Annotated in this window: 27 protein-coding genes; 20 read left to right on the forward strand and 7 right to left on the reverse strand. The window is 34.8% G+C overall.

What is annotated here, in order from left to right:
• The first annotated feature begins 2 nt into the window (after positions 1-2).
• The 3 genes from Q0951_RS01245 to Q0951_RS01255 all read left to right on the forward strand — a co-directional run bounded on the left by Q0951_RS01245 (position 3) and on the right by Q0951_RS01255 (position 1,450).
• Positions 3-776: an alpha/beta hydrolase gene (locus tag Q0951_RS01245; protein WP_299333218.1), complete on the forward strand. Its 774-nt coding sequence runs from the start codon at positions 3-5 to the stop codon at positions 774-776.
• 64 nt (positions 777-840) lie between these two features.
• Complete coding sequence (locus Q0951_RS01250) at positions 841-1,104, forward strand: hypothetical protein (protein WP_299333220.1); 264 nt, start codon at positions 841-843, stop codon at positions 1,102-1,104.
• A 76-nt stretch (positions 1,105-1,180) separates the two neighbouring features.
• Positions 1,181-1,450, forward strand: coding sequence for a hypothetical protein (locus Q0951_RS01255; protein WP_299333222.1), 270 nt, complete (start codon positions 1,181-1,183; stop codon positions 1,448-1,450).
• On the opposite strand, the gene thiL is transcribed toward Q0951_RS01255, so the two are convergent.
• A complete protein-coding gene (thiL, locus tag Q0951_RS01260) occupies positions 1,431-2,483 on the reverse strand; it encodes a thiamine-phosphate kinase (protein ID WP_299333225.1) in 1,053 nt (350 codons plus the stop codon). The two genes, Q0951_RS01255 and thiL, sit on opposite strands and share 20 nt — an antisense overlap.
• 162 nt (positions 2,484-2,645) lie before the next feature.
• Between thiL and Q0951_RS01265 the strand changes: the two genes are divergently transcribed.
• From Q0951_RS01265 to sufD, 6 genes are all read left to right on the forward strand, one after another.
• A complete protein-coding gene (locus Q0951_RS01265) occupies positions 2,646-2,885 on the forward strand; it encodes a hypothetical protein (RefSeq protein WP_299333227.1) in 240 nt (79 codons plus the stop codon).
• 159 nt (positions 2,886-3,044) lie between these two features.
• Complete coding sequence (locus Q0951_RS01270; protein WP_299333229.1) at positions 3,045-3,374, forward strand: iron-sulfur cluster assembly accessory protein; 330 nt, start codon at positions 3,045-3,047, stop codon at positions 3,372-3,374.
• Positions 3,375-3,383: 9 nt separating this feature from the next.
• Positions 3,384-4,832, forward strand: coding sequence for a Fe-S cluster assembly protein SufB (sufB, locus tag Q0951_RS01275; protein WP_299333232.1), 1,449 nt, complete (start codon positions 3,384-3,386; stop codon positions 4,830-4,832).
• 10 nt (positions 4,833-4,842) lie between these two features.
• Positions 4,843-5,283, forward strand: a complete 441-nt coding sequence (locus Q0951_RS01280) for a hypothetical protein (protein ID WP_299333234.1) — start codon at positions 4,843-4,845, stop codon at positions 5,281-5,283.
• A 2-nt stretch (positions 5,284-5,285) separates the two neighbouring features.
• Entirely contained in the window at positions 5,286-6,038 is a 753-nt protein-coding gene (gene sufC, locus Q0951_RS01285; RefSeq protein ID WP_299333236.1) for a Fe-S cluster assembly ATPase SufC, read from the forward strand.
• 30 nt (positions 6,039-6,068) lie between these two features.
• Positions 6,069-7,382 carry a Fe-S cluster assembly protein SufD gene (sufD, locus tag Q0951_RS01290; RefSeq protein WP_299333239.1) on the forward strand — a complete coding sequence of 438 codons (1,314 nt, stop codon included), beginning with the start codon at positions 6,069-6,071 and terminating at the stop codon, positions 7,380-7,382.
• Here sufD and Q0951_RS01295 read toward each other — a convergent pair.
• From Q0951_RS01295 to Q0951_RS01315, 5 genes are all read right to left on the reverse strand, one after another.
• Entirely contained in the window at positions 7,360-7,695 is a 336-nt protein-coding gene (locus Q0951_RS01295) for a hypothetical protein (protein WP_299333241.1), read from the reverse strand. The two genes, sufD and Q0951_RS01295, sit on opposite strands and share 23 nt — an antisense overlap.
• An 80-nt stretch (positions 7,696-7,775) precedes the next feature.
• Positions 7,776-9,017 (reverse strand): serine hydrolase, encoded by a 1,242-nt coding sequence (locus tag Q0951_RS01300; protein WP_299333244.1) that lies wholly within the window; start codon positions 9,015-9,017, stop codon positions 7,776-7,778.
• Positions 9,005-9,184, reverse strand: coding sequence for a hypothetical protein (locus Q0951_RS01305; protein WP_299333247.1), 180 nt, complete (start codon positions 9,182-9,184; stop codon positions 9,005-9,007). Before Q0951_RS01305 ends, Q0951_RS01300 begins: the two co-directional genes overlap by 13 nt.
• An 11-nt stretch (positions 9,185-9,195) precedes the next feature.
• Positions 9,196-9,624: a hypothetical protein gene (locus Q0951_RS01310; protein WP_299333250.1), complete on the reverse strand. Its 429-nt coding sequence runs from the start codon at positions 9,622-9,624 to the stop codon at positions 9,196-9,198.
• On the reverse strand, positions 9,621-9,959 hold the full coding sequence (locus tag Q0951_RS01315; protein WP_299333253.1) for a PadR family transcriptional regulator: 339 nt from the start codon (positions 9,957-9,959) through the stop codon (positions 9,621-9,623). Before Q0951_RS01315 ends, Q0951_RS01310 begins: the two co-directional genes overlap by 4 nt.
• A gap of 108 nt (positions 9,960-10,067) precedes the next feature.
• Between Q0951_RS01315 and Q0951_RS01320 the strand changes: the two genes are divergently transcribed.
• The 7 genes from Q0951_RS01320 to Q0951_RS01350 all read left to right on the forward strand — a co-directional run bounded on the left by Q0951_RS01320 (position 10,068) and on the right by Q0951_RS01350 (position 15,579).
• Positions 10,068-11,282, forward strand: coding sequence for an aminotransferase class V-fold PLP-dependent enzyme (locus Q0951_RS01320; protein WP_299333256.1), 1,215 nt, complete (start codon positions 10,068-10,070; stop codon positions 11,280-11,282).
• 184 nt (positions 11,283-11,466) lie between these two features.
• Positions 11,467-12,534, forward strand: a complete 1,068-nt coding sequence (locus tag Q0951_RS01325) for a zinc metalloprotease (RefSeq protein WP_299333258.1) — start codon at positions 11,467-11,469, stop codon at positions 12,532-12,534.
• A 125-nt stretch (positions 12,535-12,659) separates the two neighbouring features.
• The gene (locus tag Q0951_RS01330; RefSeq protein WP_299333260.1) at positions 12,660-13,154 is read left to right on the forward strand and encodes a hypothetical protein; all 495 of its coding nucleotides are present in this window, start codon (positions 12,660-12,662) and stop codon (positions 13,152-13,154) included.
• A gap of 66 nt (positions 13,155-13,220) precedes the next feature.
• Positions 13,221-13,643: a SufE family protein gene (locus tag Q0951_RS01335; RefSeq protein ID WP_299333262.1), complete on the forward strand. Its 423-nt coding sequence runs from the start codon at positions 13,221-13,223 to the stop codon at positions 13,641-13,643.
• Positions 13,644-13,648: 5 nt separating this feature from the next.
• Complete coding sequence (locus Q0951_RS01340; protein WP_299333264.1) at positions 13,649-13,975, forward strand: DUF59 domain-containing protein; 327 nt, start codon at positions 13,649-13,651, stop codon at positions 13,973-13,975.
• Position 13,976: 1 nt separating this feature from the next.
• Positions 13,977-14,483 (forward strand): DUF2480 family protein, encoded by a 507-nt coding sequence (locus Q0951_RS01345; protein WP_299333266.1) that lies wholly within the window; start codon positions 13,977-13,979, stop codon positions 14,481-14,483.
• Positions 14,484-14,640: 157 nt separating this feature from the next.
• Positions 14,641-15,579: a DUF3078 domain-containing protein gene (locus Q0951_RS01350; RefSeq protein WP_299333269.1), complete on the forward strand. Its 939-nt coding sequence runs from the start codon at positions 14,641-14,643 to the stop codon at positions 15,577-15,579.
• Between the two features lie 56 nt (positions 15,580-15,635).
• Here Q0951_RS01350 and hflX read toward each other — a convergent pair whose 3' ends face one another.
• Positions 15,636-16,853 carry a GTPase HflX gene (gene hflX, locus Q0951_RS01355; protein ID WP_299333272.1) on the reverse strand — a complete coding sequence of 406 codons (1,218 nt, stop codon included), beginning with the start codon at positions 16,851-16,853 and terminating at the stop codon, positions 15,636-15,638.
• 71 nt (positions 16,854-16,924) lie between these two features.
• On the opposite strand from hflX, the gene Q0951_RS01360 reads away from it, so the two are divergent.
• From Q0951_RS01360 to Q0951_RS01375, 4 genes are all read left to right on the forward strand, one after another.
• Complete coding sequence (locus Q0951_RS01360; protein ID WP_299333274.1) at positions 16,925-17,890, forward strand: endonuclease/exonuclease/phosphatase family protein; 966 nt, start codon at positions 16,925-16,927, stop codon at positions 17,888-17,890.
• A 218-nt stretch (positions 17,891-18,108) separates the two neighbouring features.
• Positions 18,109-23,520, forward strand: a complete 5,412-nt coding sequence (locus Q0951_RS01365) for a gliding motility-associated C-terminal domain-containing protein (protein ID WP_299333276.1) — start codon at positions 18,109-18,111, stop codon at positions 23,518-23,520.
• A gap of 71 nt (positions 23,521-23,591) precedes the next feature.
• Positions 23,592-24,494, forward strand: a complete 903-nt coding sequence (locus Q0951_RS01370; protein ID WP_299333278.1) for a type IX secretion system membrane protein PorP/SprF — start codon at positions 23,592-23,594, stop codon at positions 24,492-24,494.
• 19 nt (positions 24,495-24,513) lie between these two features.
• A complete protein-coding gene (locus Q0951_RS01375; protein ID WP_299333280.1) occupies positions 24,514-26,427 on the forward strand; it encodes an OmpA family protein in 1,914 nt (637 codons plus the stop codon).
• The last annotated feature ends 46 nt before the right edge of the window (positions 26,428-26,473 follow it).

The following is a 26,473-nucleotide window of genomic DNA, read 5'->3' on the forward strand; positions in this document are numbered from 1 at the left end:
CTATGGTTTTACACTACAAAAACACACCTGTATTTTACAAAGACGACGGACGAGGAGACGTTGTTCTACTACTTCATGGCTTTCTTGAAAATTCAAGTATGTGGGACAATTTAAAACCTATTATTAAAGAAACTCATAGAGTCGTTACAGTTGACCTTTTGGGTCACGGACAAACAGGCTGTTTGGGATATATTCATACCATGGAAGACATGGCTAATGCGGTTTTTGCAGTCCTTGATCATTTAAAAATTAAAAATTTTACAGTGGTTGGGCATTCGATGGGAGGTTATGTAGCTCTGGCATTAGCCAAGAAGACGCCCAAGTCTATTAATGGATTGTGCTTAATGAACTCTACTTACATCGCTGATGATACAGAGCGTAAAACTATTCGTGAACGCGCTAATGAAATGGCCAAGATTAATTTTGAAAGTGTTGTTCGGCTATCGTTTACTAATTTGTTTTCTTCGGAAAGTAGAATAACCTACAAAGACGAGATGGAAGCGGCATTAACAATTGCATTACAAACATCGCTTCAAGGTTATATAGCAGCTCAGAAAGGGATGAGTGCGAGATTTGATGCATTTGAGTTTTTTAAAACTTTAAAAGCGAAGAAACTTATAATCATTGGACGAAAAGATCCAATAATACATTACGACCGTATATTAAAAGATACAGATGGAACTGATATTGTTTGTGAAGCATTAGCTTATGGGCATATGAGTCATATTGAAAATAAATCAGAATTATCTTACATTATAAATCACTTTGTCGAATAAAAATACTTTTAGACGCATTTAACAACTTTTTTTTCTAAGTTTATAGTCCCCAAATCTAACAGCCATGAAAAAAACTACAAAGACTACAGGTCCGTTAAAAATTTACTGCGATATTTTTGGACACAATTATGAGATGACTAAAAAGGTAACATCTCATGTAAAAGAGTATACTTGTAAATGTTGTAAACGTCAATTAACTACAAGTGGAAATGGTAAGCTCACTGAACTGACACCAAAGTACAAAGAAATAAATGCCATTTTAGAAGATATTTATACACGTAGAATGTCTCGTTTAAAGAAGAAAACACTCAGTTCGTCGATATATTAGCGTAAAATCTTACCTTATTACATGGTTTTCATATATTTAGACATCCTCTAAATTAATAACTAAAAACCATAAATAGGTGAAAAGTCTCTACTGCACAATTTTTGGACATCAATACGAAGTCTCAAAACACATTACTTATCACGTTAAAGAATACAAATGTTCGCATTGTAAATCTCAGGTTACCACAAATGGAAATGGTGGTCTTACACCTTTAACTCCGAAATACAAAGAAATCAATTCGGTATTAGAACGTATTCATAACAGACGCGTCTGTAGAATAAAAAATAAAGAACTTGCAAAAGCCAATGATGAGGCTTTGTTAGACTTTAGTCCTCATTTTTCATAGCATTCCACCCTTTAGCAATAATTGGTATCGCTTGTTCTCCTCTGGTAATAAGTAGTGTTCCCCTGTCCTTTTCAGTCATATAACCAATCACAGTCAGATTAGGATTTCCTTTAATCTTTGGGAAATCATCCTGAGAGATGGTCATTAATAACTCATAATCTTCTCCACCATTAAGTGCAATGGTAGTGCTATCGATATTAAATTCTTCACAAGTTGAAATCACCTGAGGGTCCAAAGGAATCTTATTCTCATAGATTTCTACACCCAAATCACTGTGTTTACATAAATGTAATACCTCAGATGATAGTCCGTCACTAATGTCAATCATTGACGTTGGTTTTACCTCTAGTTTATCAAGAAGTTCAATAATATCTTTTCTGGCCTCTGGTTTTAATTGACGTTCCACAATATAGGTGTACGGACTAAGGTCAGGTTGATTTTGAGGATTGACTTTGAAGACTTCCTTTTCGCGTTCTAAGACCTGTAATCCCATATAGGCTGCGCCTAAATCTCCAGTCACAACCAATAGATCATTTGGTTTAGCGCCAGATCTATAAACGAGTTTATCTTTTTTAGCGGTTCCAATTGCTGTAATAGAAATAATCAAACCAGTGGTTGATGAAGTCGTATCTCCTCCAACAACATCAATATTGTAGAGCTTTGCAGCAGTTTCTATTCCTGCATACAAATCTTCTAAAGCTTCAAGTGGAAAACGATTGGATACTGCAATAGACACTGTTATTTGTGTGGCATTGGCGTTCATAGCGTAGACATCACTTAAATTGACCATTACTGCTTTATAGCCAAGATGTTTGAGTGGTACGTAGCTTAGATCGAAATGTACATTTTCAATAAGCAGATCGGTTGTAACAACAACTTGACTGGACTCAAAATCCAGTACAGCTGCGTCATCTCCAATACTTTTAATTGTAGATGTTTGTTTGATTTCAAAATTTCTGGTGAGATGGTCAATAAGTCCAAACTCTCCAAGCTCTTCTAATGAGGTACGCTGTGGATTTTTATCTTCTATCATACTGCAAAAATAGTAGCTTTTTTGAAGAGATACATTGATAACTCTGTTTTTTTACGGATGATCGAAATGAATAAGTATGCATTTCAACGAAAAAATAAGTATTTTATCGGTGTTTTGGATTTATTTTTCTAAGTTAGCAATCCCAAATCTTTTTAACCTACTATGCAAGCCACAATAACCAACGAGTTACCATGCTCAGTTTTTGGACATAATTTAGAACGCTCATCTTCAGGAATTTCAAATTCTAATGAGTTGTTTTGCAAGACCTGTAATTCTAAAGTAGCAATTGATGCTCAAGGAGAATTCCAAAATTTTCCTATTCAGAATCGTAGTATTAAGGTGGCATTGCGACAATTATTTCTTCTTGGGAGCCAATATTCACGCAAGCAGCTTTCAGTTTAAAATTACTTATTTATCTAATTTCGTTTAATCATTTGTAGATCTTATAATCTTCATAATGAGATTCTATGTTATTATTTGCTAATATAATGTTAGGAGCTATGGATTAAGGCTACTTATGTCTTATATTTGCACTCTATTTAGATAAAATCTATATAAGACATGATTAAAGTATCAGAATCAGCAAAAAAGAAAGTCATCGAGTTGATGACTGAAGATGGCTTTAGCACTGCAACCGACTTTATAAGAGTTGGAGTGAAGAGCGGTGGATGCTCTGGTTTGTCATATGATTTGAAGTTTGACAAAGAACAAAAAGAAGATGATAAAGTCTTTGAGGACAATGGTGTTAAGATCATTGTTGATAAAAAGAGTTTTTTATACTTAATAGGAACAACTCTAGAATATTCAGGTGGCTTAAATGGTGCTGGATTTGTATTTAATAACCCTAATGCCAACCGAACTTGTGGTTGTGGCGAATCATTCTCACTTTAAAAAAGATTTATGAGTAAGTATACTGAAGACGATTTAAGAGAAGAATTAAAGACCAAAGAATACGAATATGGTTTTTATACAGATATTGAGTCTGATACCTTTCCTAATGGGCTGAATGAAGATATTGTTCGCGCTATTTCTAAGAAGAAAGAGGAGCCAGACTGGATGACTGAATGGCGATTAGAAGCATTTCGCGTTTGGAAAGAAATGGCTGAGCCTGAGTGGGCAAATGTACATTACGAAAAACCAGATTTTCAGGCAATCTCTTATTACTCTGCTCCTAATAGTAAACCTAAATACGATAGCTTAGACGAAGTAGATCCTGAGCTTTTAGCCACTTTTGAAAAATTAGGAATTTCTTTGGATGAGCAGAAAAAATTAGCAGGTGTTGCCATGGATGTTGTAGTAGATTCTGTTTCAGTAGCTACAACTTTCAAAAAGACACTAGGAGAAAAAGGAATCATTTTTATGAGCATCTCCGAAGCTATTAAAGAGCATCCTGAACTCGTCAAAAAATACATTGGAACTGTAGTTCCTCAGAAAGATAATTTCTATGCTGCTTTAAATAGTGCAGTATTTAGTGATGGTAGCTTTTGTTACATTCCAAAAGGGGTTAGATGTCCTATGGAACTGTCCACATACTTTAGAATCAATCAGGCTGGAACAGGTCAGTTTGAAAGAACATTGGTTATTGCAGACGAAGGTAGTTATGTAAGTTATTTGGAAGGATGTACTGCTCCTAGTAGAGATGAAAATCAATTGCATGCAGCTGTTGTAGAATTAATCGCCTTAGACGATGCGGAAATAAAATACTCTACAGTTCAAAATTGGTACCCTGGAAATGCCGAAGGTAAAGGTGGTGTTTACAATTTTGTTACTAAAAGAGGTCTATGTGAGAAAAATGCAAAAATCTCATGGACACAAGTAGAAACCGGAAGTGCTGTGACCTGGAAATATCCTTCATGTGTATTGAAAGGTGATAATTCTGTAGGAGAATTTTATTCTATAGCGGTTACTAATAACTATCAGCAGGCAGATACAGGAACTAAGATGATTCACTTAGGAAAGAATACGAAATCAACAATCATTTCCAAAGGAATTTCAGCAGGGAAATCTCAAAACTCTTATCGCGGACTAGTGCAAATTAGCTCAAGAGCTGATAATGCCCGTAATTTTTCGCAATGTGATAGCTTGCTTATGGGTAACGAGTGTGGTGCACATACGTTTCCGTACATAGAAGCAAAAAACAAATCAGCTCAAATAGAACACGAAGCAACAACCAGCAAGATTGGTGAAGATCAGATTTTCTATTGTAACCAACGTGGTATAGACACAGAAAAAGCTATTGCTTTAATTGTAAACGGGTTTAGTAAAGAAGTATTAAACAAGTTACCAATGGAGTTTGCTGTGGAAGCTCAAAAACTATTAGAAATAAGTTTAGAAGGTTCTGTTGGATAAATCAATTACTATGAAAAATCTAAGTATACTACTTGTTGTGTTTGCAGTAATTTTTAGCTGCAAATCAGATCAAAAGACAACCAAAGAAGAGGTAGAGGTTTCCACAGATACTTTAATAGCTGAACCTGGAAAAACTTTGAAGCAGAGTGATGGATTAATTGCTATTCATGGTAATTACCTTTATGATGCTACTCAGAATGCTGCAGTATTACAAACACCAACATTGATGTATGGTATCGTTGTAAATGACAAAGTAGAGGAGTTAAATACACTAGTTGAAGAACATAAAAGTGAACCATATGAGATGGTTCCAGTTACCATTCGTGGCCGTATTTTTAAAAATGAAGCTAACGATCAGGAATGGGAAAATAAAATTGAAATTAAAGAAATACTAAAAGTTTCTAAACCAGACCCAGAAGAAAACGACGTAATAAAATTAGGAAGTAAATAGCTATGTTAAAAATAAATGATTTACACGCAAGTGTAGAAGATAAAGCCATTTTAAGAGGAATTAACTTAGAAGTTAAACCTGGAGAAGTTCATGCCATTATGGGACCAAACGGTTCTGGAAAAAGTACTTTGGCTTCTGTTGTTGCAGGAAAAGAAGAGTATGAAGTTGATAAAGGTGAAATTATCCTTAATGGTGAAAATATAGATGAGTTAGCTGCTGAAGAGCGCGCACACAAAGGTGTGTTTTTATCATTTCAATACCCTGTAGAAATACCAGGTGTTAGTGTAACTAACTTTATGAAAACTGCCATCAACGAGACAAGAAAAGCTAAAGGTTTAGATGACATGCCTGCTAATGAAATGCTAAAAATGATTCGTGAGAAATCTGAGTTGCTTGAAATTGACAGAAAGTTCTTATCACGTTCTCTAAATGAAGGATTTTCTGGAGGAGAAAAAAAGCGTAATGAGATATTCCAAATGGCAATGTTGGAACCTAAATTAGCCATTCTTGATGAAACAGACTCTGGTTTAGATATTGATGCGTTACGAATTGTTGCTAATGGCGTCAATAAACTAAAAAGTAAAGATAATGCTGTAATTGTGATTACACATTACCAACGCTTACTGGATTATATTGTGCCAGATTATGTACATGTTCTATACAATGGAAGAATTGTAAAATCTGGAACCAAAGAGCTAGCACATGAGCTGGAAGAAAAAGGTTACGATTGGATTAAAGAAGAGATAAACGCTTAAACTTTAGGACTAAACACTGAAGATTGACACATGGATTTAAAAGATAAGTTAGTATCGTCATTTATGGCATTTGAGAACTCGGTAGATTTAGATGCTCCCGTTCATGATGTTCGTAGTGAGGCGATAAAGTCATTTGAAGATAAAGGCTTCCCAACAAAGCGCAATGAAGCTTGGAAGTATACATCGTTAAATACGGTTCTCAAACATGATTACAGCGTATTTCCGAAGCAAGAAAATGCTCTGGAATACAGTGAAATTAAGAAATATTTTATTCACGATATTGATTCTTATAAGATTGTATTTGTCAATGGAAAGTATTCATCACATTTATCACAAACGACTCACGATGGAATTGATGTATGTTTGATGTCTGCGGCATTAACGAAGCCAAAGTACAGATTAATTATCGAGAATTATTTTAACAAGGCAGCAACAAAAGATAGTTTATCATCATTAAACACAGCATTCTCCCAAGAAGGCGCTTACATTCATATTCCAAAGAATAAAGTAGTTGAAAAACCAATTCAGATTCTACATTTTTCTACTGGAAATGAATCGGCATTGATGTTACAACCACGTAATCTTATTGTTGTTGATGAAAACTCACATGTTCAAATAATTGAGCGTCATCAGAGTTTAACAGAGAATCCGGTTTTGACTAACAGTGTTACCGAAATTTTTACGAATAAACGCGCTATTGTAGATTATTATAAAATTCAAAACGATAACCATAAAGCATCATTAATTGACAACACGTTTATCAAACAAAAACGTGAAAGTCATGCCTCAGTACATACCTTCTCTTTTGGTGGACAATTAACTCGTAATAACCTTAATTTCTATCAGGAAGGCGAGCGCATAGATTCTACCTTAAAAGGAGTAACGATTATAGGAGATAAACAACATGTAGATCATAATACTTTAGTACATCATATTGAACCTAATTGCGAAAGTCATCAGGATTATAAAGGTATTTTTTCAGATAAATCTACAGGTGTGTTTAATGGGAAAGTAGTTGTGGATAAAATAGCTCAAAAAACCAATGCTTTCCAAGCCAATAACAATATCTTACTAAGTGACAAAGCATCTATAAACACTAAGCCTCAATTAGAGATTTTTGCAGATGATGTAAAATGTTCTCACGGTTGTACTATTGGACAATTAGATGAAAGTGCTATGTTTTATATGAGATCTCGTGGTATACCAGAAAAAGAAGCAAAAGCCTTATTGATGTTTGCCTTTAGTAATAACGTTTTAGATTCAGTGAAAATTCCTGAGATCAAACAGCGTATTACAAAGATTATTGCAAACAAATTAGGAGTTAATATTGGGTTTGATCTTTAACAAATTCAATGTTGCTTACTTGTCCGTCACAAGACAATAACATGCCTGTTATTTTGCCATTCTTGTTGTGTGTAAAATGATATAGTGTTCTGTTACGATTTCCAAAACTATTTAATTGAATAGGATATAATGAGAGGTCTTCATGATTCTTATAGCTTAACTTGAGCGTGTTTTTGTCAGTATAAAAATGATAAACAGTTTTTAATTCTTCGGAATAATAGTTACCCACAAAATCGTTCAAATTAGAAGGAGTTTCAGTAGTTATTTTAGCACGTTTAAAATAAAAAGGTGTCCCTCCAAATGTAACTATCATATCATAATGCTCAGTTTTGTTGAAGTCATACTTTACATTTTGTGAATTAAATCTAACAAATAGATTTTTATCACTTTGAATTAGTGGTATGGGGTTTTTCCTAAAGAGCTTTTCGCTTTTAAGGTATCATTGTCGTTAGTTATATACATAATCATGTCACTATTTAACTCTTTATAATCACCAATAAATTGCTTTATGTTTTGTGGTGTAAAAACGACAGGTGTATTTGTTATTTTTACATCTTTTTCTTTAGATACTAGCAACATGTCTAAAATTTTGTATGAGATTGGAACTGGATTTATAGATTGTAAATTGGTCATAATAATGATGCCTATTTTTTCTTCAGGAACTGTTATTAATTGTGATTGGCCTCCATAACCAAATCCGCTATGGCTAACAACTTCATAACCTTTATAATCATCTATCATTAACCCTCTTCCATAAGAGACTTTTTTTCCACCAATAAGGGTGTCTTGGGTTTTTAAGAACTCTGCTAGCTCTACAAATTGAGGGATTTGCCCATTAAGCATCTTCATCCAGATAATCATATCGTTGAGGTGGCTTCCCATACTTCCAGCACCATAACTTAGTTGAGGGTTAGTATTACTTATGAAATTATCATTTTGTTTTTGATAGCCTACAGCTTTATTCTTAATAGTCTTTCCTAGAGAGACTCTTACAAATGTATCTTTCATTTCCAAAGGGATGAGAACTTTCGCTTTTAAATAATCATCTAAATTTTGGTTGGTTATTTGTTCAACAATTAATGCTAAAAGATTATAGTTTGTATTTGAATAAATGAATTTTTCTCCAGGAATATTATTGAGATGTTTTTGTCGCTTGGCAAGCTCTAAAACCGTTTGATTGTCATAATAATCTCTATCATAATTAAAACCCGATAAATACATTAAGGTATGATAATTACGTATACCACTTGTATGATTTAGTAGATGTTTGATTTTTATAGATTTACCATACTCAGGAAATCCTGGAAAAAATTGCAATATATTATCTTCCAAATCTAGTTTATCCTCTTTAATCAAAGTCCATATGGCAGCAGCTGTAAATTGTTTACTCACTGATGCTAAACTAAAAACGGTAGAGTCTGTGTTTTTTATACTGTAGTCTAAATTTGCTATTCCGATCCCCTTTGAATATAAGACATCATTAGATCTAATAACACTAATGGCTAATCCTGGTTCATTTAGCTTGGTGTAATTTTGTATGAGCGTATCAATGCGATTCTCTAGTTGATTTTGTGCGCTACTGATTGTAGGATACAATGCAGCAATGATTAGGCAAAGAACTTTTAACTTTGACATTGCTTGTATTTTTGATAAAAGTAGGTTGGAATTAAACCGAAATTTAAAAATAAGAACCCAATAAAGACAATGATTCCTCTGTAAGGCCATGTTAAAAATTCAAACATGGCGCCAATGCCAAGAATAAAGAAGGTGATAAACCCGAGAATATAAAATGATTTTTTCATAGCTGTGTGATTCAAGAGATTTTATGGATTGATTTTTTATATCTAGAATAAAAATGAATAGGAAGTATTACCAAAATAGAAATGAGTATTGCTCCAAGTAACCAGATATTAGCATAAGGCCATTGCATCATTTGAAACACTAAACTCATAATTAAAAGGAAAATGACTATAAAGCCAGCAGAAAATTTCAACTTATTTATCGTTATTATCTCTCTCGCAAATTTCTGCATATTAGTTTCTCGCTGTAAATTTTGAAAACTAGCATAGCCACCAAACTTTTGAAGTGCTTCTTGATATAAGGAATCAAAATCACCAGACTCTTTTGCTTCAATATAGGTGCAAATATGGTCCAATACATCTTCTCTTAAGTCCTTAGATTCAACACCATAAAGGATTAAGTTTTTTTCTATAAATTCAATTTGTTGCTCAGATAATATCATAATTTTTGAGTTTCAGAATTAAAAATGAGATGTAACGTATCTATAAAATCGTTCATTTCATTTGTGACTTCCTTGACTTTTTGCCTGCCTTCTTTAGTCACCTTGTAGTATTTTCTAACACGTTTACCTATAAACACTTTTTCGGTATCCAGTACACCTTTTGCTTCCAGCTTATGCAATATTGGATACAAAGCGCCTTCTGAAATATCGATTTTACCAGAGGTCATTTTTTTTACCTCTTGTGTAATCTCATAACCATACATTTTTTCTCTACTACTTATTAATTTTAAAATGATGGGTTGTAATGTTCCTTTTGTGAGTTCTTTATTATACATATGACAAATATACATTTTATTTAAATGTATTTGAATAAAATATTAAAAAATTTATAAGTTTTATTTTCTGAATATCATTTTAATCAAACATCTCGTACCTTTGCAGCTATGATAAACATCGAAAAAATCAGAGAAGATTTCCCAATCTTAAATCGTGAGATTAACGGAAAACCTTTAATATATTTTGATAATGCTGCAACCTCTCAAACACCACAGCAGGTGATTGATGTTATTGTGGATTATTATACAAATTACAACGCTAATATCCATAGAGGTGTCCATACACTCAGTCAGGAAGCTACTGATCTTTATGAGCAGGCAAGACTAAAAATTCAGAAGCATTTTAATGCCAAACACAACTATGAGATCATTCTAACTTCTGGTACTACTCACGGATTAAATTTGGTAGCTCAAGGGTTTTCAGATTTACTCAGTAAGGAAGACGAAGTACTCGTGTCTGCATTAGAACATCACAGTAATATTGTACCATGGCAAATGCTATGTGAGAGAACAGGAGCAACTCTAAAAGTCATTCCTATGAATACTAACGGTGAACTGATCTTGAGTGATTATAAAGCCCTACTCTCTGAACGTACCAAACTCGTTTTTGTTAATCATATCTCAAATGCCTTAGGAACTATTAATCCTATTGAAGCCATGATACAAAGTGCTCATGAGGTTGGAGCAGCTGTTGTAGTTGATGGAGCACAGGCATGTCCACACTTAAAACCAGACCTTCAAGCCTTGGATGTCGATTTTTATGTCTGTGGTGCTCACAAAATGTGCGGACCAACAGGAGTTGGTATGCTCTACGGAAAAGAGGAGTGGCTGGAAAAATTACCACCTTATCAAGGTGGAGGTGAAATGATTGATCAGGTGACTTTTGAAAAAACAACTTATGCTGGATTACCTCATAAGTTTGAAGCTGGTACGCCAAATATCTGTGGAGGTATTGCTTTTGGAACTGCTGTAGATTACATGAATACAGTTGGGTTTGATCAAATAGCCGCTTACGAAAATGAACTTCTGCATTATGCTACAGATGCCTTGTCTAAAATAGAGGGTTTAAAGTTCTACGGAACTGCTAAAGAAAAGACGTCTGTGATTTCTTTTAATATTGAAGGGATTCATCCTTATGATATTGGCACAATTCTAGACAAAATGGGAATAGCGGTTAGAACAGGACACCATTGCGCACAGCCTATAATGGATTTCTATAACATTCCAGGAACAGTTAGAGCGTCTTTTGCATTCTACAATACAAAGGCTGAAATTGATGCTTTAGTTGAAGGGGTTAAGAAAGCGAAACTAATGTTGAGCTAGATTCTATTTTATTAATTACATGATCCCAAAAACAGAAAACTCTGTCTTAAAACTACGGAAAAACCATAATTCAGACTGTTGTAAACATTATTTTTTAAAATATTAATATTTTTTTAACATTTTATTTAGTATTGCGTATTAAAAATTATATATTCAGCAGAATTTTTAATTAAAATGTATAAATATGAAGAAAATGTTATTGAGCTTAGCGGCTCTAGCCCTGATTTTCACCTCATGTGAAAATGACCAAAATGAAATTTCTCAAGAACAAAACAAAGTAGACATGAGCGACTTCTTTGTGTATACTGAAACCAATGAAAATGGTGGTGAACAAAGAAACGGTTTAACACAATGTTATTCAATGACCAATTTGAATAGGCTTTTAAACGAAGATCCACAGTTGTATAAAAAAATGTACGATATCGAATACCAAACGAGATCAAACATTTTATTTAAACCAGGAAACGGAAATGGAAACGGAAATGGAAATGGAAATAATGGCGGCGACGGCGGCGATGGAGGTGGTGGTACTCCAGATAATCTTGGTGTAATTACTATTCCTGTATATGTTCATGTTATTTATAGTAATTCTCAGCAGAATATTAGCAGCACACAAATTAACTCTCAAATGAATGTGCTTAATGATGATTTTAGAGCAACAAATAATGATGTAAATCAAGTTCCTGGAGAATTCTCTGGATTAGTAGCTGATAGCGAAATTCAATTCACTTTAGCTGGCACATTTAGATATGCAAACTCTACATCATCATGGGGAACTAATGATGCTATGAAAGCAGCTTACCCTCCTGTAACTCCTGAAACACACTTAAATATTTGGGTATGTAATATTGGTGGTGGAATCTTAGGATATGCACAGTTCCCTGGTGGACCTTCTGCAACAGATGGTGTAGTAGTCTCTCCACAATATTTCGGAACCACAGGATTTGTATCTGCTCCTTTTGATGGAGGTAGAACTTTAACTCACGAAGTTGGACACTACCTAAACTTACGTCATATTTGGGGTGATGGCAGATGCAAACGAGATGACTTTGTGGCTGATACGCCTTCATCAGATGCTCCTAATTACGGCTGTCCTTCTTATCCAACTGTAAATTGTAGATCAAATGATATGACTATGAATTACATGGATTATGTTAATGATGATTGTATGTATATGTTTTCTGAAGGGCAAAAAGCACGTATGAGAACGATTTTTGAATCTGGAGGACCAAGAGCAGCTATGGCTAACTAGAATTCAGTTTTATAAATATCAGAAAGGATGTCTTTTCAAGGCATCCTTTTTTATTTGATTTGTATTCATATTCACTTTGGCTTCTTTTTTGTATTATTACTCATAATAACACGTAACAGTAAATTATGAAACTAGCACTATGTATTGTTCTTATGCTCATTTCGGCAAAAGAATGTGATAAAAACAAAACAGAACTATCTAATAATGTAGTGTCATCTGAGACAACTACCGAAATTTCAGAACGAAAAATGCAGGACAGTACAAGAATTACCTATCAGGCATCAACAAGAGGCTTTTTCATGAGAATATGGTTTGAAGGAGATTCTGTTATGATTTCAAAAGACTATAATTTAAAGGAAGTTAATAGGTATGCATTTCCGCAGGAAGAGAAAGAAACCTTTTTAAAACTATTGAGTGAAATTGATGAAACCAATCTTCCTGAATTGAAAGCACCTACTAGCGCACATCGTTATGATGGTGCTCAAATGGCTTGGCTAGAGATTACAAAAGACGAGGAGGTCTACAAAACCAATATTTTTGATCATGGAAAGCCACCTAAAGCAATTTACGAGTTAGTAGAAAAAATACTATCAATCAAAACCATGCTTGAGAACCAATAGAGATGTCGTATCTTTGCAACAATAATTTTGAAGGGTTTTAATTAAACCAATAATGCAAGACTTAATATGACAATTTCAGAAATACAAGAAGATATTATAGATGAGTTTTCAATGTTTGATGATTGGGAAGAACGTTACCAATATATGATTGATCTGGGCAAAACTTTGCCACTCATTGAAGAACAATATAAAACTGAAGATAACATCATTAAAGGATGTCAAAGTAAAGTTTGGGTGCATGCAGAAATGAAAGATGATAAAGTTGTTTTTACAGCAGATAGTGATGCTATTATTACCAAAGGTATTATCGCCATTCTAATCAGAGCCTTTTCAAATCAACATCCTAAAGCTATTATTGAAAGTAATACTGATTTTATCGACCAAATTGGTTTAAAAGAACATTTATCACCAACACGTGCTAACGGATTGGTAAGTATGATCAAACAAATTAAAATGTATGCATTGGCATACCAAACACAGTTAAACTAATACTAATGAGTGATACAACAATTGACACCAATATATTAGGAGAGAAAATAGTAAGAGTTTTAAAAACTATTTATGACCCCGAAATTCCTGTAGATATTTATGAGCTGGGTCTTATTTATGATGTATTTGTAAATGAAGATTATGATGTAAAAATCTTAATGACCTTAACAACACCAAATTGTCCTGTTGCTGAAACCCTTCCACTAGAAGTTGAAGAAAAGGTAAAATCTTTAAATGATGTTAAGTCGGCTGAGGTTGAGATTACTTTTGATCCACCTTGGAGTCAGGATCTTATGAGTGAAGAAGCAAAATTAGAATTAGGCATGTTATAGTATGGCTGAAGAAATTGTTAATAGAGTTGCTCTCAGTAAACTTATGGTTGTAGATCTAGAAGACTATTATCCAGAAGGAGAGCGTTTTGTTTTTGACATCAAAGATTGGCTCTATGAAGGCCTAGTGCTAAGAGAAAAAGAGTTTAGACAATATGTTAAAGATTACAATTGGTCTGCACATCAAGATCAATTTGTAGCACTAACCTGCTCTTCTGATGCTATAATTCCTGCTTGGGCTTTTATGTTGCTCACTATTGAGTTGCAATCCTATACCAAAAAGGTTTGTGTAGGTGACCTTGAAACCCTTGAAACTTCAATTTATCAGGATGTTATAAATGCACTCGACCCAGAACCATACAGAGATAAACCTGTAATCATAAAAGGTTGTGCTAACAAGCCTGTGCCTACCAATGCTTATATTATGCTCTCAAATATGCTTAAGCCCATAGCCAAATCTATTATGTATGGAGAAGCATGTTCTTCTGTGCCTCTTTTCAAAAGAAAATAATGATATGCTTTTGTGACTTTTACAAATTACAAGTGTCTTATATCAGGTAAAAGAGTATTAAAAACCTGATTTTTACTGTAAATTATTGGTGTTCAAGTAGCTAAAGAATTATATTTGCACATTAATTAATAAATTAAAAATTATTAAAATTTAAATTATGACTAAAAAATTACTTTTAACATTTGTATTGATGTTATCAATCTCTTTTGGTTTCTCTCAAACTAAAGAAGAATTAGAAGCTCAAAAAGCTGAAAAACAAGCAGAAGCAGATGCTGCTCAAGCTGAGGCAAACGCTTTACAGGCACAAATAGACGCTTTACCTGGTTGGAGAGTTGGTGCATTTGGTGTCATTGGAGGAAGCTTATCTGACTTCAATAATTGGTATGCACAAGGTGCTCCTAATAACTCATCTGGTAACATTGGTTTTACAGTAAACGGTTATGCTAACTTAATCCAGGATAAATTTTTCTGGAGAAATGCATTAACCACTAATTTAAACTGGACTAAACTAGACAATAAAGATAATCCGAATGATAGTGATGATTTCGAACCTACAACAGATGTGTTTAATATTTCATCTTTATACGGAAGAAATTTAACCGATAAATTGGCGGCTTCTGCATTACTAGAATATAGAACTACAATTTTAAATAATTTTAATGATCCTGGATATTTAGATCTTGGTATTGGTGCGACATGGACTCCAATTGAAAATTTAATTGTAGTAGTTCACCCATTAAACTATAACTTTGTATTTGCCGATAATGATACCGTATTTGAATCATCTTTAGGAGCAAAGATTGTTGCAGATTACACAAGATCTATTGGTGCTGTGAACTTTAAAACAAATTTATCAGCATTCCAAAGTTATAAGAGTGGCGATTTATCGAATTGGACTTGGACGAACTCATTTAGCTATACTTTATGGAAAAACATTGGTGTAGGTTTTGATTTTGGTTTAAGAAACAACAAACAAGAAGCACTTAATTTTGCTTTGGCAAACTTTACAGGTGATGCTGAAGATGCTCCTACGTTTGACAATGTAGATAACGACTTACAAACATACTACACACTTGGATTAACCTATAAATTCTAAGTATTAGTTTACATATTTAAAAAAGCATCCTGATAATCTCAGGATGCTTTTTTTATTTAGTCAAAATCTTCTTCAGAGTAATCGGGATATAAAAAATGATTGTAAGGAAACCGTGTAACATGGATCTCTCTTACTTCATCGTACACTCGTTTTTTAAAAGTGTCAAGATTCTTTTTGTTCAATGCTGAAATGAATAGTGCATTATTCCCAACCCTATTCATCCATGTTTTTTTCCACTCTTCAAGCGAATAGTGAGATGAGGTTCTTTCGGTAACCAAATCGTCATCATCAAAAGGTTCGGCTTTATAAGCATCAATTTTATTGAAGACCATTATTGTTGGTTTATCAGAGCTATCAATCTCACCCAGAATTTTATTAACAGACTCAATGTGCTCTTCAAAATTAGGATGCGAAATATCAACTACATGAAGCAAAAGATCAGCCTCACGAACTTCATCTAACGTACTTTTAAAAGACTCCACCAATTGCGTTGGAAGTTTTCTTATGAATCCAACAGTATCGGTAAGCAAAAATGGAAGATTCTGGATGACCACTTTTCTAACTGTAGTATCTAATGTAGCAAAGAGCTTATTTTCAGCAAAAACGTCACTTTTACTAACAACATTCATCAACGTAGATTTACCTACATTGGTGTAACCAACTAAAGCAACACGAACCATTTTACCACGATTACCACGCTGAACAGCCATTTGTTTATCAATGGTTTTTATTTTTGCTTTCAATAAAGCAATCTTATCTCTTACAATACGTCTATCGGTTTCTATTTCAGTTTCACCAGGTCCACGCATTCCAATACCACCTTTTTGTCTTTCAAGGTGTGTCCACATCCCTTTTAATCGTGGGAGTAAATACTCACACTGGGCTAATTCTACTTGAGTACGAGCATAGCTGGTCTGAGCTCTTTGAGCAAAAATATCAAGGATTAAATTTGTTCGATCCAGTACTTTACAATCTAATATTTTACTGATATTTCGTTCTTGTGCAGCAGACAGTTCATCATCAAAAATAGCTGTCCCGACCTCATGGTCTTTAATGTATTTTTGGACTTCTTCCATCTTACCCGAGCCAATGAAGGTCTTAGGGTTAGGCATATCCATTTTTTGAGTAAAACGTTTTAAAACGTCACCACCAGCAGTGTAGGTCAAAAACTCCAATTCATCTAAATATTCTTTAGATTGTTCTTCGTTTTGATCTCTGGTAACAACACCAATAAGAACGGCTTTCTCTAGTTCAATATTCTTTTTTTCAATCATATATGCAAATTAAAGACAAAGTTACATAATTGAATGTTCGTCTATTGCATTTTAAAACTTAAATTTGTGATGTGAATTCTCAGAAACCTAAAACTATAACCCATACAATTGCATTCTATAATCTCGAAAATCTTTTCGACATCTATAATGATGCAACTAAGTATGACGATGACTTTCTTCCAAGATCAGAACGTCGCTGGACTAAAAAGCGGTACGATCGAAAAATCTACAAACTAGGTCAGGTTATTTCAAAAATTGGTTTTGAAAACACTCAAAAGCCACCCTCAATAGTTGGTTTGGCAGAAGTTGAAAACAAAAATGTACTTCGAGATTTAATTGAGAGTGAAGATTTGGAATCTTTTTCCTATGATTTTGTTCATTATGATTCTCAAGATGAAAGAGGAATTGATGTCGCTTTAATTTATGATAAATCGGCGTTTAAAGTTCTAAATTCTAAAACTTATTCTGTTTATTTAGAAGACGACATTGGAGATCAAGATTACACTCGAGACATCTTGTTGGTATCTGGTATTCTTCATTCTGAAAAAGTGCACTGTATTGTTAATCATTGGCCATCGAGAAGAGAAGGTGAAAAAGAGTCTAATCACAAAAGATTAAAAGCAGCTCAAAAGGTTATTGAGATTATAGATGAAATCAAATCTGTAGAGTCTGATGCAAAGATTTTAGTTATGGGAGATTTTAACGATAACCCCGGAAATGATAGTATAAAATTCTTAACTCAGCAAGCTTCACTTTATAATCCAATGGAAACACTACTATCCTACAATAGAGGAACGTTGAATCATAATTTTAAATGGAATTTATTTGACCAAATATTATTTTCAACTAACTTTTTTGAAACTGAAAAAAATGCCCTAAGATTTGATGAGGCTGATATTTTTGATGAAAAATTTTTAACGCAATATAAGGGTAAGTTTAAAGGTCAACCATTCAGAACTTTTGTTGGAAGAAAATACAAAGGAGGATACAGCGATCATTTCCCTGTGTATGTTCAATTGAATATAACTGAATTATAAGTTCTTAAAGTCTTTTTCTTTTTGTCGATAATAATTGCGCTTTATCTATTATAACATTGTTAACAGTATGTTAACTATCATTTTTTTTATCTTCGGTTACTTATATGAGTCTTAGACATTAAGACCATTTTTGTCGAGAATATTCCAAACTCCCCAACGGACTAAATTTAAGACGCTAACTATCAATTAATTAAAATAATTTAATAGCATTCATTAACATGAAAAAAATTATCCTCTCGTTAACATTCCTATTTGCTTTTTCAATTTGGTGTGCTGATGCGCAAATTACTTCATATCCATACTTAGAAGATTTTGAGTCTGGTGATGGAGGTTGGACTGTAGATGGTACTAACTCAGGTAGCTGGGCATTGGGAACACCAGCAGCAGCTGTCATTAACAGTGCAGATACTGGAACCAATGCATGGGTTACCAATTTAACAGATAATTACAGTGCCAACGAAAACGGTATTGTTGTAAGTCCGGTTTTTGATTTTTCATCTTTAAATGCGCCATCTATTGAGATGAGTGTTTGGTGGAATTCAGAATTTAGTTGGGACGGTATGGTTCTTCAATCGTCAATTGACGGTGGAACCACATGGGTTAACGTAGGAGCAAATGGAGATCCTAACAACTGGTACAATGATGGTACCATAGCTGGTAATCCAGGAGGTCAACAAGAAGGTTGGACTGGTAGAGGAGCTACTGGATCTGGTGGCTGGGTTGTTGCCAGACATGCTTTGAATGGATTAGGAGGAGAAGCAAATGTAATTCTTAGAGTTGCTTTTGGTTCTGATGGTTCAGTTCAAGATGAAGGAGTAGCATTCGATACAGTTTCAATATTTGACGTCAGTTGTCCAGAACCATCTGGAATTACCGTTGCTGGAATTACAGCAACTGGTGCAGACATCAGTTGGACAGCTGGTGGTTCTGAAACAGCATGGGAGGTAGTTGTTCAACCAGTTGGTACTGGAGAGCCTACAGGTTCAGGTACAATGACAATGGATAACCCTTACACAGCAGGAGGCTTAACTCCTGTAACCGATTATGAAGTATGGGTACGAGCCGATTGTGGTGCTGATGGAACTAGTAGTTGGGTTGGTCCAGTGAACTTTTTATCAGGATGTGATGTATTTGTTCCAGATTATTTAGAGTCGTTTGGGACTATCATACCAAATTGCTGGGATGAAGCAGGAGATGGAGATGCTACTACAGGGCCTACAGGATTAGGTGCTGGAGATTGGGCGCCAGATGGATTTTTAAATAACGGTTTTGATGGTGCTTATAAGATCAACTTATGGCAAGCTTTTAAGAGCGATTGGATCTTATCCCCTCAATTTGATCTCACAGGAGGACCATTCCAAGTCGATTTTGATTTTGGAATCATGCAGTTTGGAAGTAATACCAATGCAGGAACTCTTGGTTCAGATGACACAGTTCAATTATTAATATCAACAGATAATGGTGCAACTTGGACAAGTTTAGTTACTTTCGATAATACAAGTGTAGTACCAGCAACAGGAACACAGGTTGTATTTGATCTTACTGCATACGCTGGACAAACAGTGCAGTTTGGAATATTAGGTTCCGAAGGAACTGTAGATGATCCGGAAGATAACGACGTATTTGTCGATAACTTTAGAGTTAGAGCAATTCCATCCTGTCAAGAGCCGACAGGTTTAGGAGTAGATAATATAACTGATACATCAGTAGAGGTAAGTTGGACTCCAGGAGGTGCTGAAGCATCGTGGGAAGTTGTTGTTCAACCTCAGGGAACAGGTGTTCCTACAGGTGCAGGTACAGCCACAACAGATAATCCGTATACAGCCACTCCAATTGATCCAAGTACAGCATATGAAGTATGGGTAAGAGCCGATTGTGGCGCAAATGGATTAAGTAGTTGGACTGGTCCTGTTGATTTTTCAAGTTTAAATACACCGCCTCCACCTCCAAATGGAGTAACGTGTGCCTCGGGATCATCCTCATTTATATTCACAGAAAACTTTGATCAAAATCCTCCAGCTGGATGGACAGGAACAGGGTTTGATGGTTCAAATGGTAATTGGGATATCGCAGCAGCAGGAGCCAATTCGTTTGGAACTGGTCCAGCAAATGCATTTGATGGAGGTACTGGAACGCATTTAGAATATGAAGCTTCAGGTAATTCTACTGATATTGCATCTGCTATAAGTCCCGCAATTGATTTAACCACAGCCACAGATGGCGCAGAATTATCATTCTTCTTCCACGCTTTTGGAGAAGATATGGGAACCTTAAATGTAGGAATAGCTAATGATGCAGCAGGACCATTTACTAACTTATTTACTTGGGTTGGAGATTTACAGATTTCTGATGATGAAGCATGGGTTCCAGTAGGAATCAATTTAGATGCTTATTTAGGACAAGTGATTTATTTAGAGTTTAGTTATGGCGGAGCAGGAACAGGTTTTGAAGGTGATTTGTCAATTGATTTTGTTAGAGTAGAATCATGTGGATCATTCTGTATACCACCAAGTGGAATTACAGTGTCAAATATTACAGGGACATCAGCAGACATCAACTGGGATGCTAACAATGGAGAGTCTTCATGGGAGTTTGTTGTTGTACCCTCAGGAACAGGAGAGCCAACTGGTGCTGGAACAACAGTTGGAGCAACTAATACACCTATATCTGGTTTAGAATTTGAAACAGAATATGAAATATGGATAAGAGCCGATTGTGGTTCAGAATTTAGTATATGGTCTGGACCAGTGGTCTTTACTACAACGATACAAACTAACTTTGATGTTGATTGTGCAGCTGGGCCTATTACAGGTTCTGTATGTTACGGAAATAATGATTCGGAAATTTTTACATACACAAGTTCAGATGGTTCACCTGTGAATCTAACATTTAATGCAGGAGAAGTAGAAGGCGCACCATTTGATTTCTTAGTCGTATTTGATACCGATGGTACAGTCTTATATAACGATGAAGGAAATGATGGCGATATTTCAGGATTAACTTTCCAATCTACAGGAGATACGATTTCATGGCAAGTCCAATCGGATGGATCAGTAAGTTGTGAATCTGGAAGTTTCTGTTGTTCCGCAGGAATTGATTATACCGTAGCATGTGCAACGTGTATCAATCCAGCAGCAACATATCAGGTTATTGACGATTGTGATAATGGAGATCAATTCCTTATTGATGTTAACGTGACATCACTAGGTGATGCAACATCACTTACAATCTCTAATAATATTGATGCAACAACGGTTCCGGTAACTACACCAGGAATATATCAAATTGGACCTTTCCCATTTTTAGTAGATGTGATTGTATCTGTAAGTAATGATCAGGATGTTAACTGTGTGATTACTAGTAGTGCTATTCAACTGCTCGCTTGTCCTCCTGAAAATGATAATCCATGTAACGCAACAATTGCAGTGGTTAATGATGACGAATCTTGTGATCAAACAACACCTGGAACTTTAGTTGAAGCAACAGATTCTGGAGTCCCTAGTGGATCATGTGGAGGTAATCCAGATGATGATGTATGGTTTGAATTTACAGCATTAAGTGAAGTACAGTTAATTTCACTTGTTAATATAGCAGGTGGTGGATTTAATACAGATATTGCTTTATATGAAGGTGCTTGTGATGCTCTTGTAGAGTTAGAATGTTCGGATGCAGATGCTATGGTGTCTCCACAATTGGTTATAGGAAACACATACTATATTAGAGTGTTCTCTGGTGGAAATGATTCTGAAACAACAACATTTGACCTTTGTATCAAAGAAGCACCAACAAATATTATATGTGAAAATGCAGAAAACTTCTGTGCTGAACCAGGAGGAGCTTTAACAACTTCAAATATTATTGGTATTCCAGACCCTACAGATATTGCATGTTTATTCTCTGCACCAAATCCAACTTGGAATATCATTCAAATTGGAGATCCTGGATTAATTGAAATAGAAATTGCTCAGGTTGATGATGCTGGAAATGGACTAGATGTAGATTTTGTTCTTTGGGGACCATTTGCTTCACTAGATGACGCTTGTGGAAACTTAGATCTTGGTTGCCCTAATCCAGGTGGTGATTGTCCAAACAATACAGGAAATCCTGATTTCTATCCATTTGGTAATATTGTGGATTGTAGTTATTCAGCGGCTCCAACAGAAAACCTTACTATAGATAATGCTCTATCAGGTGAAATCTATATTTTATTGGTTACAAATTTCTCTGATGACCCTGGAACGATTTCTATAAGTCAGACCAATACTGGTGGTACTGATGATGGAAATATTACAGCTGAAATTGAAGTAGATTTAGGACCAGATCAAGAGTTTTGTGGATTTGATTCTTATGAGATCATTGCTGATTCTCCATTTGCTGATACATGGGAGTGGTACTGTGATGGGTTTATAATTGATGGAGAAACATCTTCTTCTTTAATAGTAACGGAATCATGTACATACACCGTTATTGTTTATGACGAACAATGTGATGCTCAGGCTCAGGATTCTGTTACGATTACCTTTGGAGACGAACCAACAGCAAATGATGTAGCTGATATTATTACTTGTGATGATATCTCCGCAGATGAAATTGAAGACTTTGATTTAAGTATTCAAACCGATGGGATTTTAGGAGGACAATCGGCTTCAGATTTTAATGTTACATATCACTTAACGTTATCAGATGCTCAGTCTGATATGAACCCATTACCATTAAACTATACTAATACATCTAACCCACAAACCATTTATGTGAGAATAGAGGATGCTAATGCAGAGTTTTGTTCTGCAACTACAACATTTGATTTGATTATTTCTGGTCCAACACCAGATGCTACAAGTGTTCCAATTGAAGAATGTGATGACGATACCGATGGTGTAACTCTATTTGATTTGGCGGCTCATGATGCCAATATTTTAAATGGACAAAATGCTGCTGATTTCACGGTAAGTTATTATGAAAGTGAAGCAGATGCTATTGCAGGAACAGGAGCTATTGATACTTCAGTATTATATAGTAGCTCGTCTCAAACTATTTATGCAAGAGTAGAAAGTAATGTTGCTTTCGACTGTTTCTCAACAACACCATTTGATTTAATAGTTAAGCCATTACCTAGTACGTCATTTACTACCGACTTTGATTATGAAGTTTGTCCAAATGCAACAGTACCAATTTTAATAACGGCAACGCCAAACAACTACAATGCTTCCGAAGTTACTATAGCTTGGTATCAGGATGGCGGACTTATTGCTGGTGAAAATGGATTGACATTACCAGTATTAGAAGCTGGACTTTACGAAATTGAAGTGACCTTCAATGACGGAACACAGTGTTCTAGTATAACTGCTCAGGATGTTATTGAGCTTGAAAGCTGTGTAATACCACAAGGTATATCTCCTAATGGAGATGGTATGAATGATACTTTTGATTTAAGCAGCTATGATGTAAGTAAACTTGAAATATTTAACCGAAATGGTACATTAGTCTATTCAAAGGAGAACTATACGAATGAGTGGTATGGTCAATCCAATGATGGTGATGAGTTACCTGTAGGTACATATTTTTATACTATGGAATATGAAGACGGAAAGCAAAGAAGTGCTTGGGTTTACATTCAACGACTAAATTAAATAACCAATTATAATCAACGATATGAATTCATTGAATTCAACCAAAAACAACTAAATCAAACAACTAACAAATGAAAAAATTTTATATCATTATTGTATTGCTCATAGCAACACAAGTGTATGGCCAGCAAGACCCTCAATATACACAGTACATGTATAATATGAATGTCATCAATCCGGCTTATGCAGGTTCAAAAGAGAATCTGTCGTTTGGGTTACTTTACCGTACACAATGGACAGGTATTGACGGAGCTCCAAAAACAGGAACCTTTTTTGGTCATTTACCTGTTGGAGAAAAAGTAGGTATAGGTTTATCTGTAATCTCTGATGAGGTAGGACCTATTAAAGAAACTAATGCTTACGCTGATTTCTCATACACCCTACAATTAGGAGGAGAACATAGATTAGCATTTGGTGTTAAAGCAGGAGCAACATTTCATGACATAGGACTAGCAGGAATTGATTTAATAGATCCTAACGATCCATTTTTTCAGAACATTAATACAACAACTCCTAATATAGGAGCAGGATTCTTTTATTATACAGATAACTACTACTTAGCAGGATCTGTTCCAAATATTTTGAATTCTGTCCATTTAGATGCTAATGGGAATAAACTAGGTTCTGAGGAAGCACATTATTTTTTCACTGGTGGATATGTATTTCAATTATCTCCTAACGCAAAGCTCAAGCCTTCGTTCTTAGTGAAATCTGCATTTAGCGCACCTACATCATTTGATGTTAACCTTAACGCCTTGTTTTATGAAAAATTCGAGATTGGTGCATCTTACAGATTAGATGATTCATTTTCAGGACTAATAAATTTTGCGATCACGCCTTCAGTAAGAATTGGGTATGCTTATGATAGTGTTACTTCTGATATCAGAAGATACGCACCAGCATCTCACGAATTTATGTTATTATTTGATTTAAACTTTCCAAAGAGAGTTTCTCGTTCACCAAGATATTTCTAAACAGTTAAGCTAAACAATTATGAAAAAATTATTGACACTTTTCACAATAGCAGCATTAAGTAGTTTCAGCTTAATTGCTCAGAATAAAGACACAAAAAAAGCAGATAAACATTTCAACAGATTTGAATTTGTTGAAGCTGCTGAAGATTATGCAAAATTAGTTGAGGACGGAAAAGGAGATCCTTACGTATATGCACAGTTAGCAGAATCTTACTATAACGTATTTAATACACAAGAGGCTGAGCGTTGGTATGCAAAAGCATTAGAAAGCTCTGATAGCCCAGAAATGATTTTCAAGTATTCTCAAATGCTAAAAGCTAATGGTAAATATGAGGAATCAAATACTCAAATGGCAAAGTTTGCTTCAATGCGCCCAAGTGACGATAGAGCAATAGCCTTTAATAAAAACCCAGATTATTTACCAAAGATTTTAGAAAAAGGTAAAAAGTTCAATATTCAAAATTTAGGATTGAACACACAGTATTCTGATTTCGGAGGAACACTTCAAGATGGAAAATTATACATCACATCTGCTAGAAACACATCACGTAAAACTTACGGTTGGAACGAAGAACCATTCCTAGATATTTATGAAATGTCTAAAAATGATGATGGAACTTATCAGGCAGGTGCTTTAGTAAGCGGAGATATCAATACAAAGTATCATGAAGGCGTTGTTGCTTTTTCACCTGACGGAAACACAATGTACTTTTCACGTGAAAGCTATTTTGAAAAGGAATATGAAAAGGATTCTGTAACTAATTATAGAATTAGCCAGTTGCAATTATTTAAAGCAACAAAAAGTAGCGATGGTTGGGGTAATGTTGAAGGTTTCCCAATCAACAGTGAGAACTATACAGTAAAGAATCCATCAGTAAGTGCAGATGGTAAGACACTATACTTTGCCTCAAATATGCCAGGAGGTTATGGATTATTTGATATCTACAAAGCAAGTATCAATGATGATGGTTCTTTAGGCGAACCTGAGAACTTAGGTCAAAAAGTAAATACGCAAGGACATGAAATGTTCCCTTATATCAGTAGTAATAATACATTGTATTTTTCTTCCAACGGTCACCTTGGCCTTGGAAACTTAGATGTGTTCTACACGAAAGAAGTAGATGGGAAAATGGCTCCAATTAGAAATGTTGGAATCCCTATCAACAGTAGTGCTGATGATTTTGCCTTTCATTTAGATGAAGAAACTGAAGAAGGGTTTGTATCCTCAAACAGAGAAGGTGGATTAGGTGGAGATGACATCTATGCAATTAAAAAATTACAACCATTATGCGATGTGCTAATCTCGGGAATGGTAATGGATTCAAAAACCAGACAGCCTATAAATGCTGCCTCAGTAACCATGTATGACGATCAAGGTAATAAGGTATTATCTAAAGTTACTAACTCTGATGGAACTGTAGAGTTTATAGTTGAGTGTGGTAAAACTTCAGAGTTAGAAGTAACCATGGATGGATATGAAAGTAGAAAAGTGACCGTTGGTGCTTCCGAAGAAGAAGAAGTAGAAGTATCTATCGCTTTAGACCCTATTGAAGAAATAGTAGGACCAGAAACCGTAAATCTTAATCCGATTTATTTTGATTTCGATAAATCTAATATCACAGCTCAAGCTGCTTTTGAGTTAGATAAACTGGTACAAATCATGAACAAATATCCTGACATGGTTATCAATGCAACATCCCACACAGATAGTAGAGGTTCTGCTTCTTATAATGAACGATTATCTGATAGAAGAGCTAAAACAACTGTTCAGTATGTAATTTCAAAAGGGATTGATAAATCTCGAATTTCAGGGATGGGTAAAGGAGAAAACGAACCTAAAGTAAATTGTGGTTCTAATTGTACTGATGAAGAACATCAAATGAACAGAAGATCAGAATTTATTATCGTTAGTGGAGGACCACAAGCACAATAATAAAAACCTATTATAAAATGAATAACTAACCAATATAAAAGCCCTG

Source organism: uncultured Psychroserpens sp. (assembly GCF_947501425.1).
Classification (GTDB): domain Bacteria; phylum Bacteroidota; class Bacteroidia; order Flavobacteriales; family Flavobacteriaceae; genus Psychroserpens.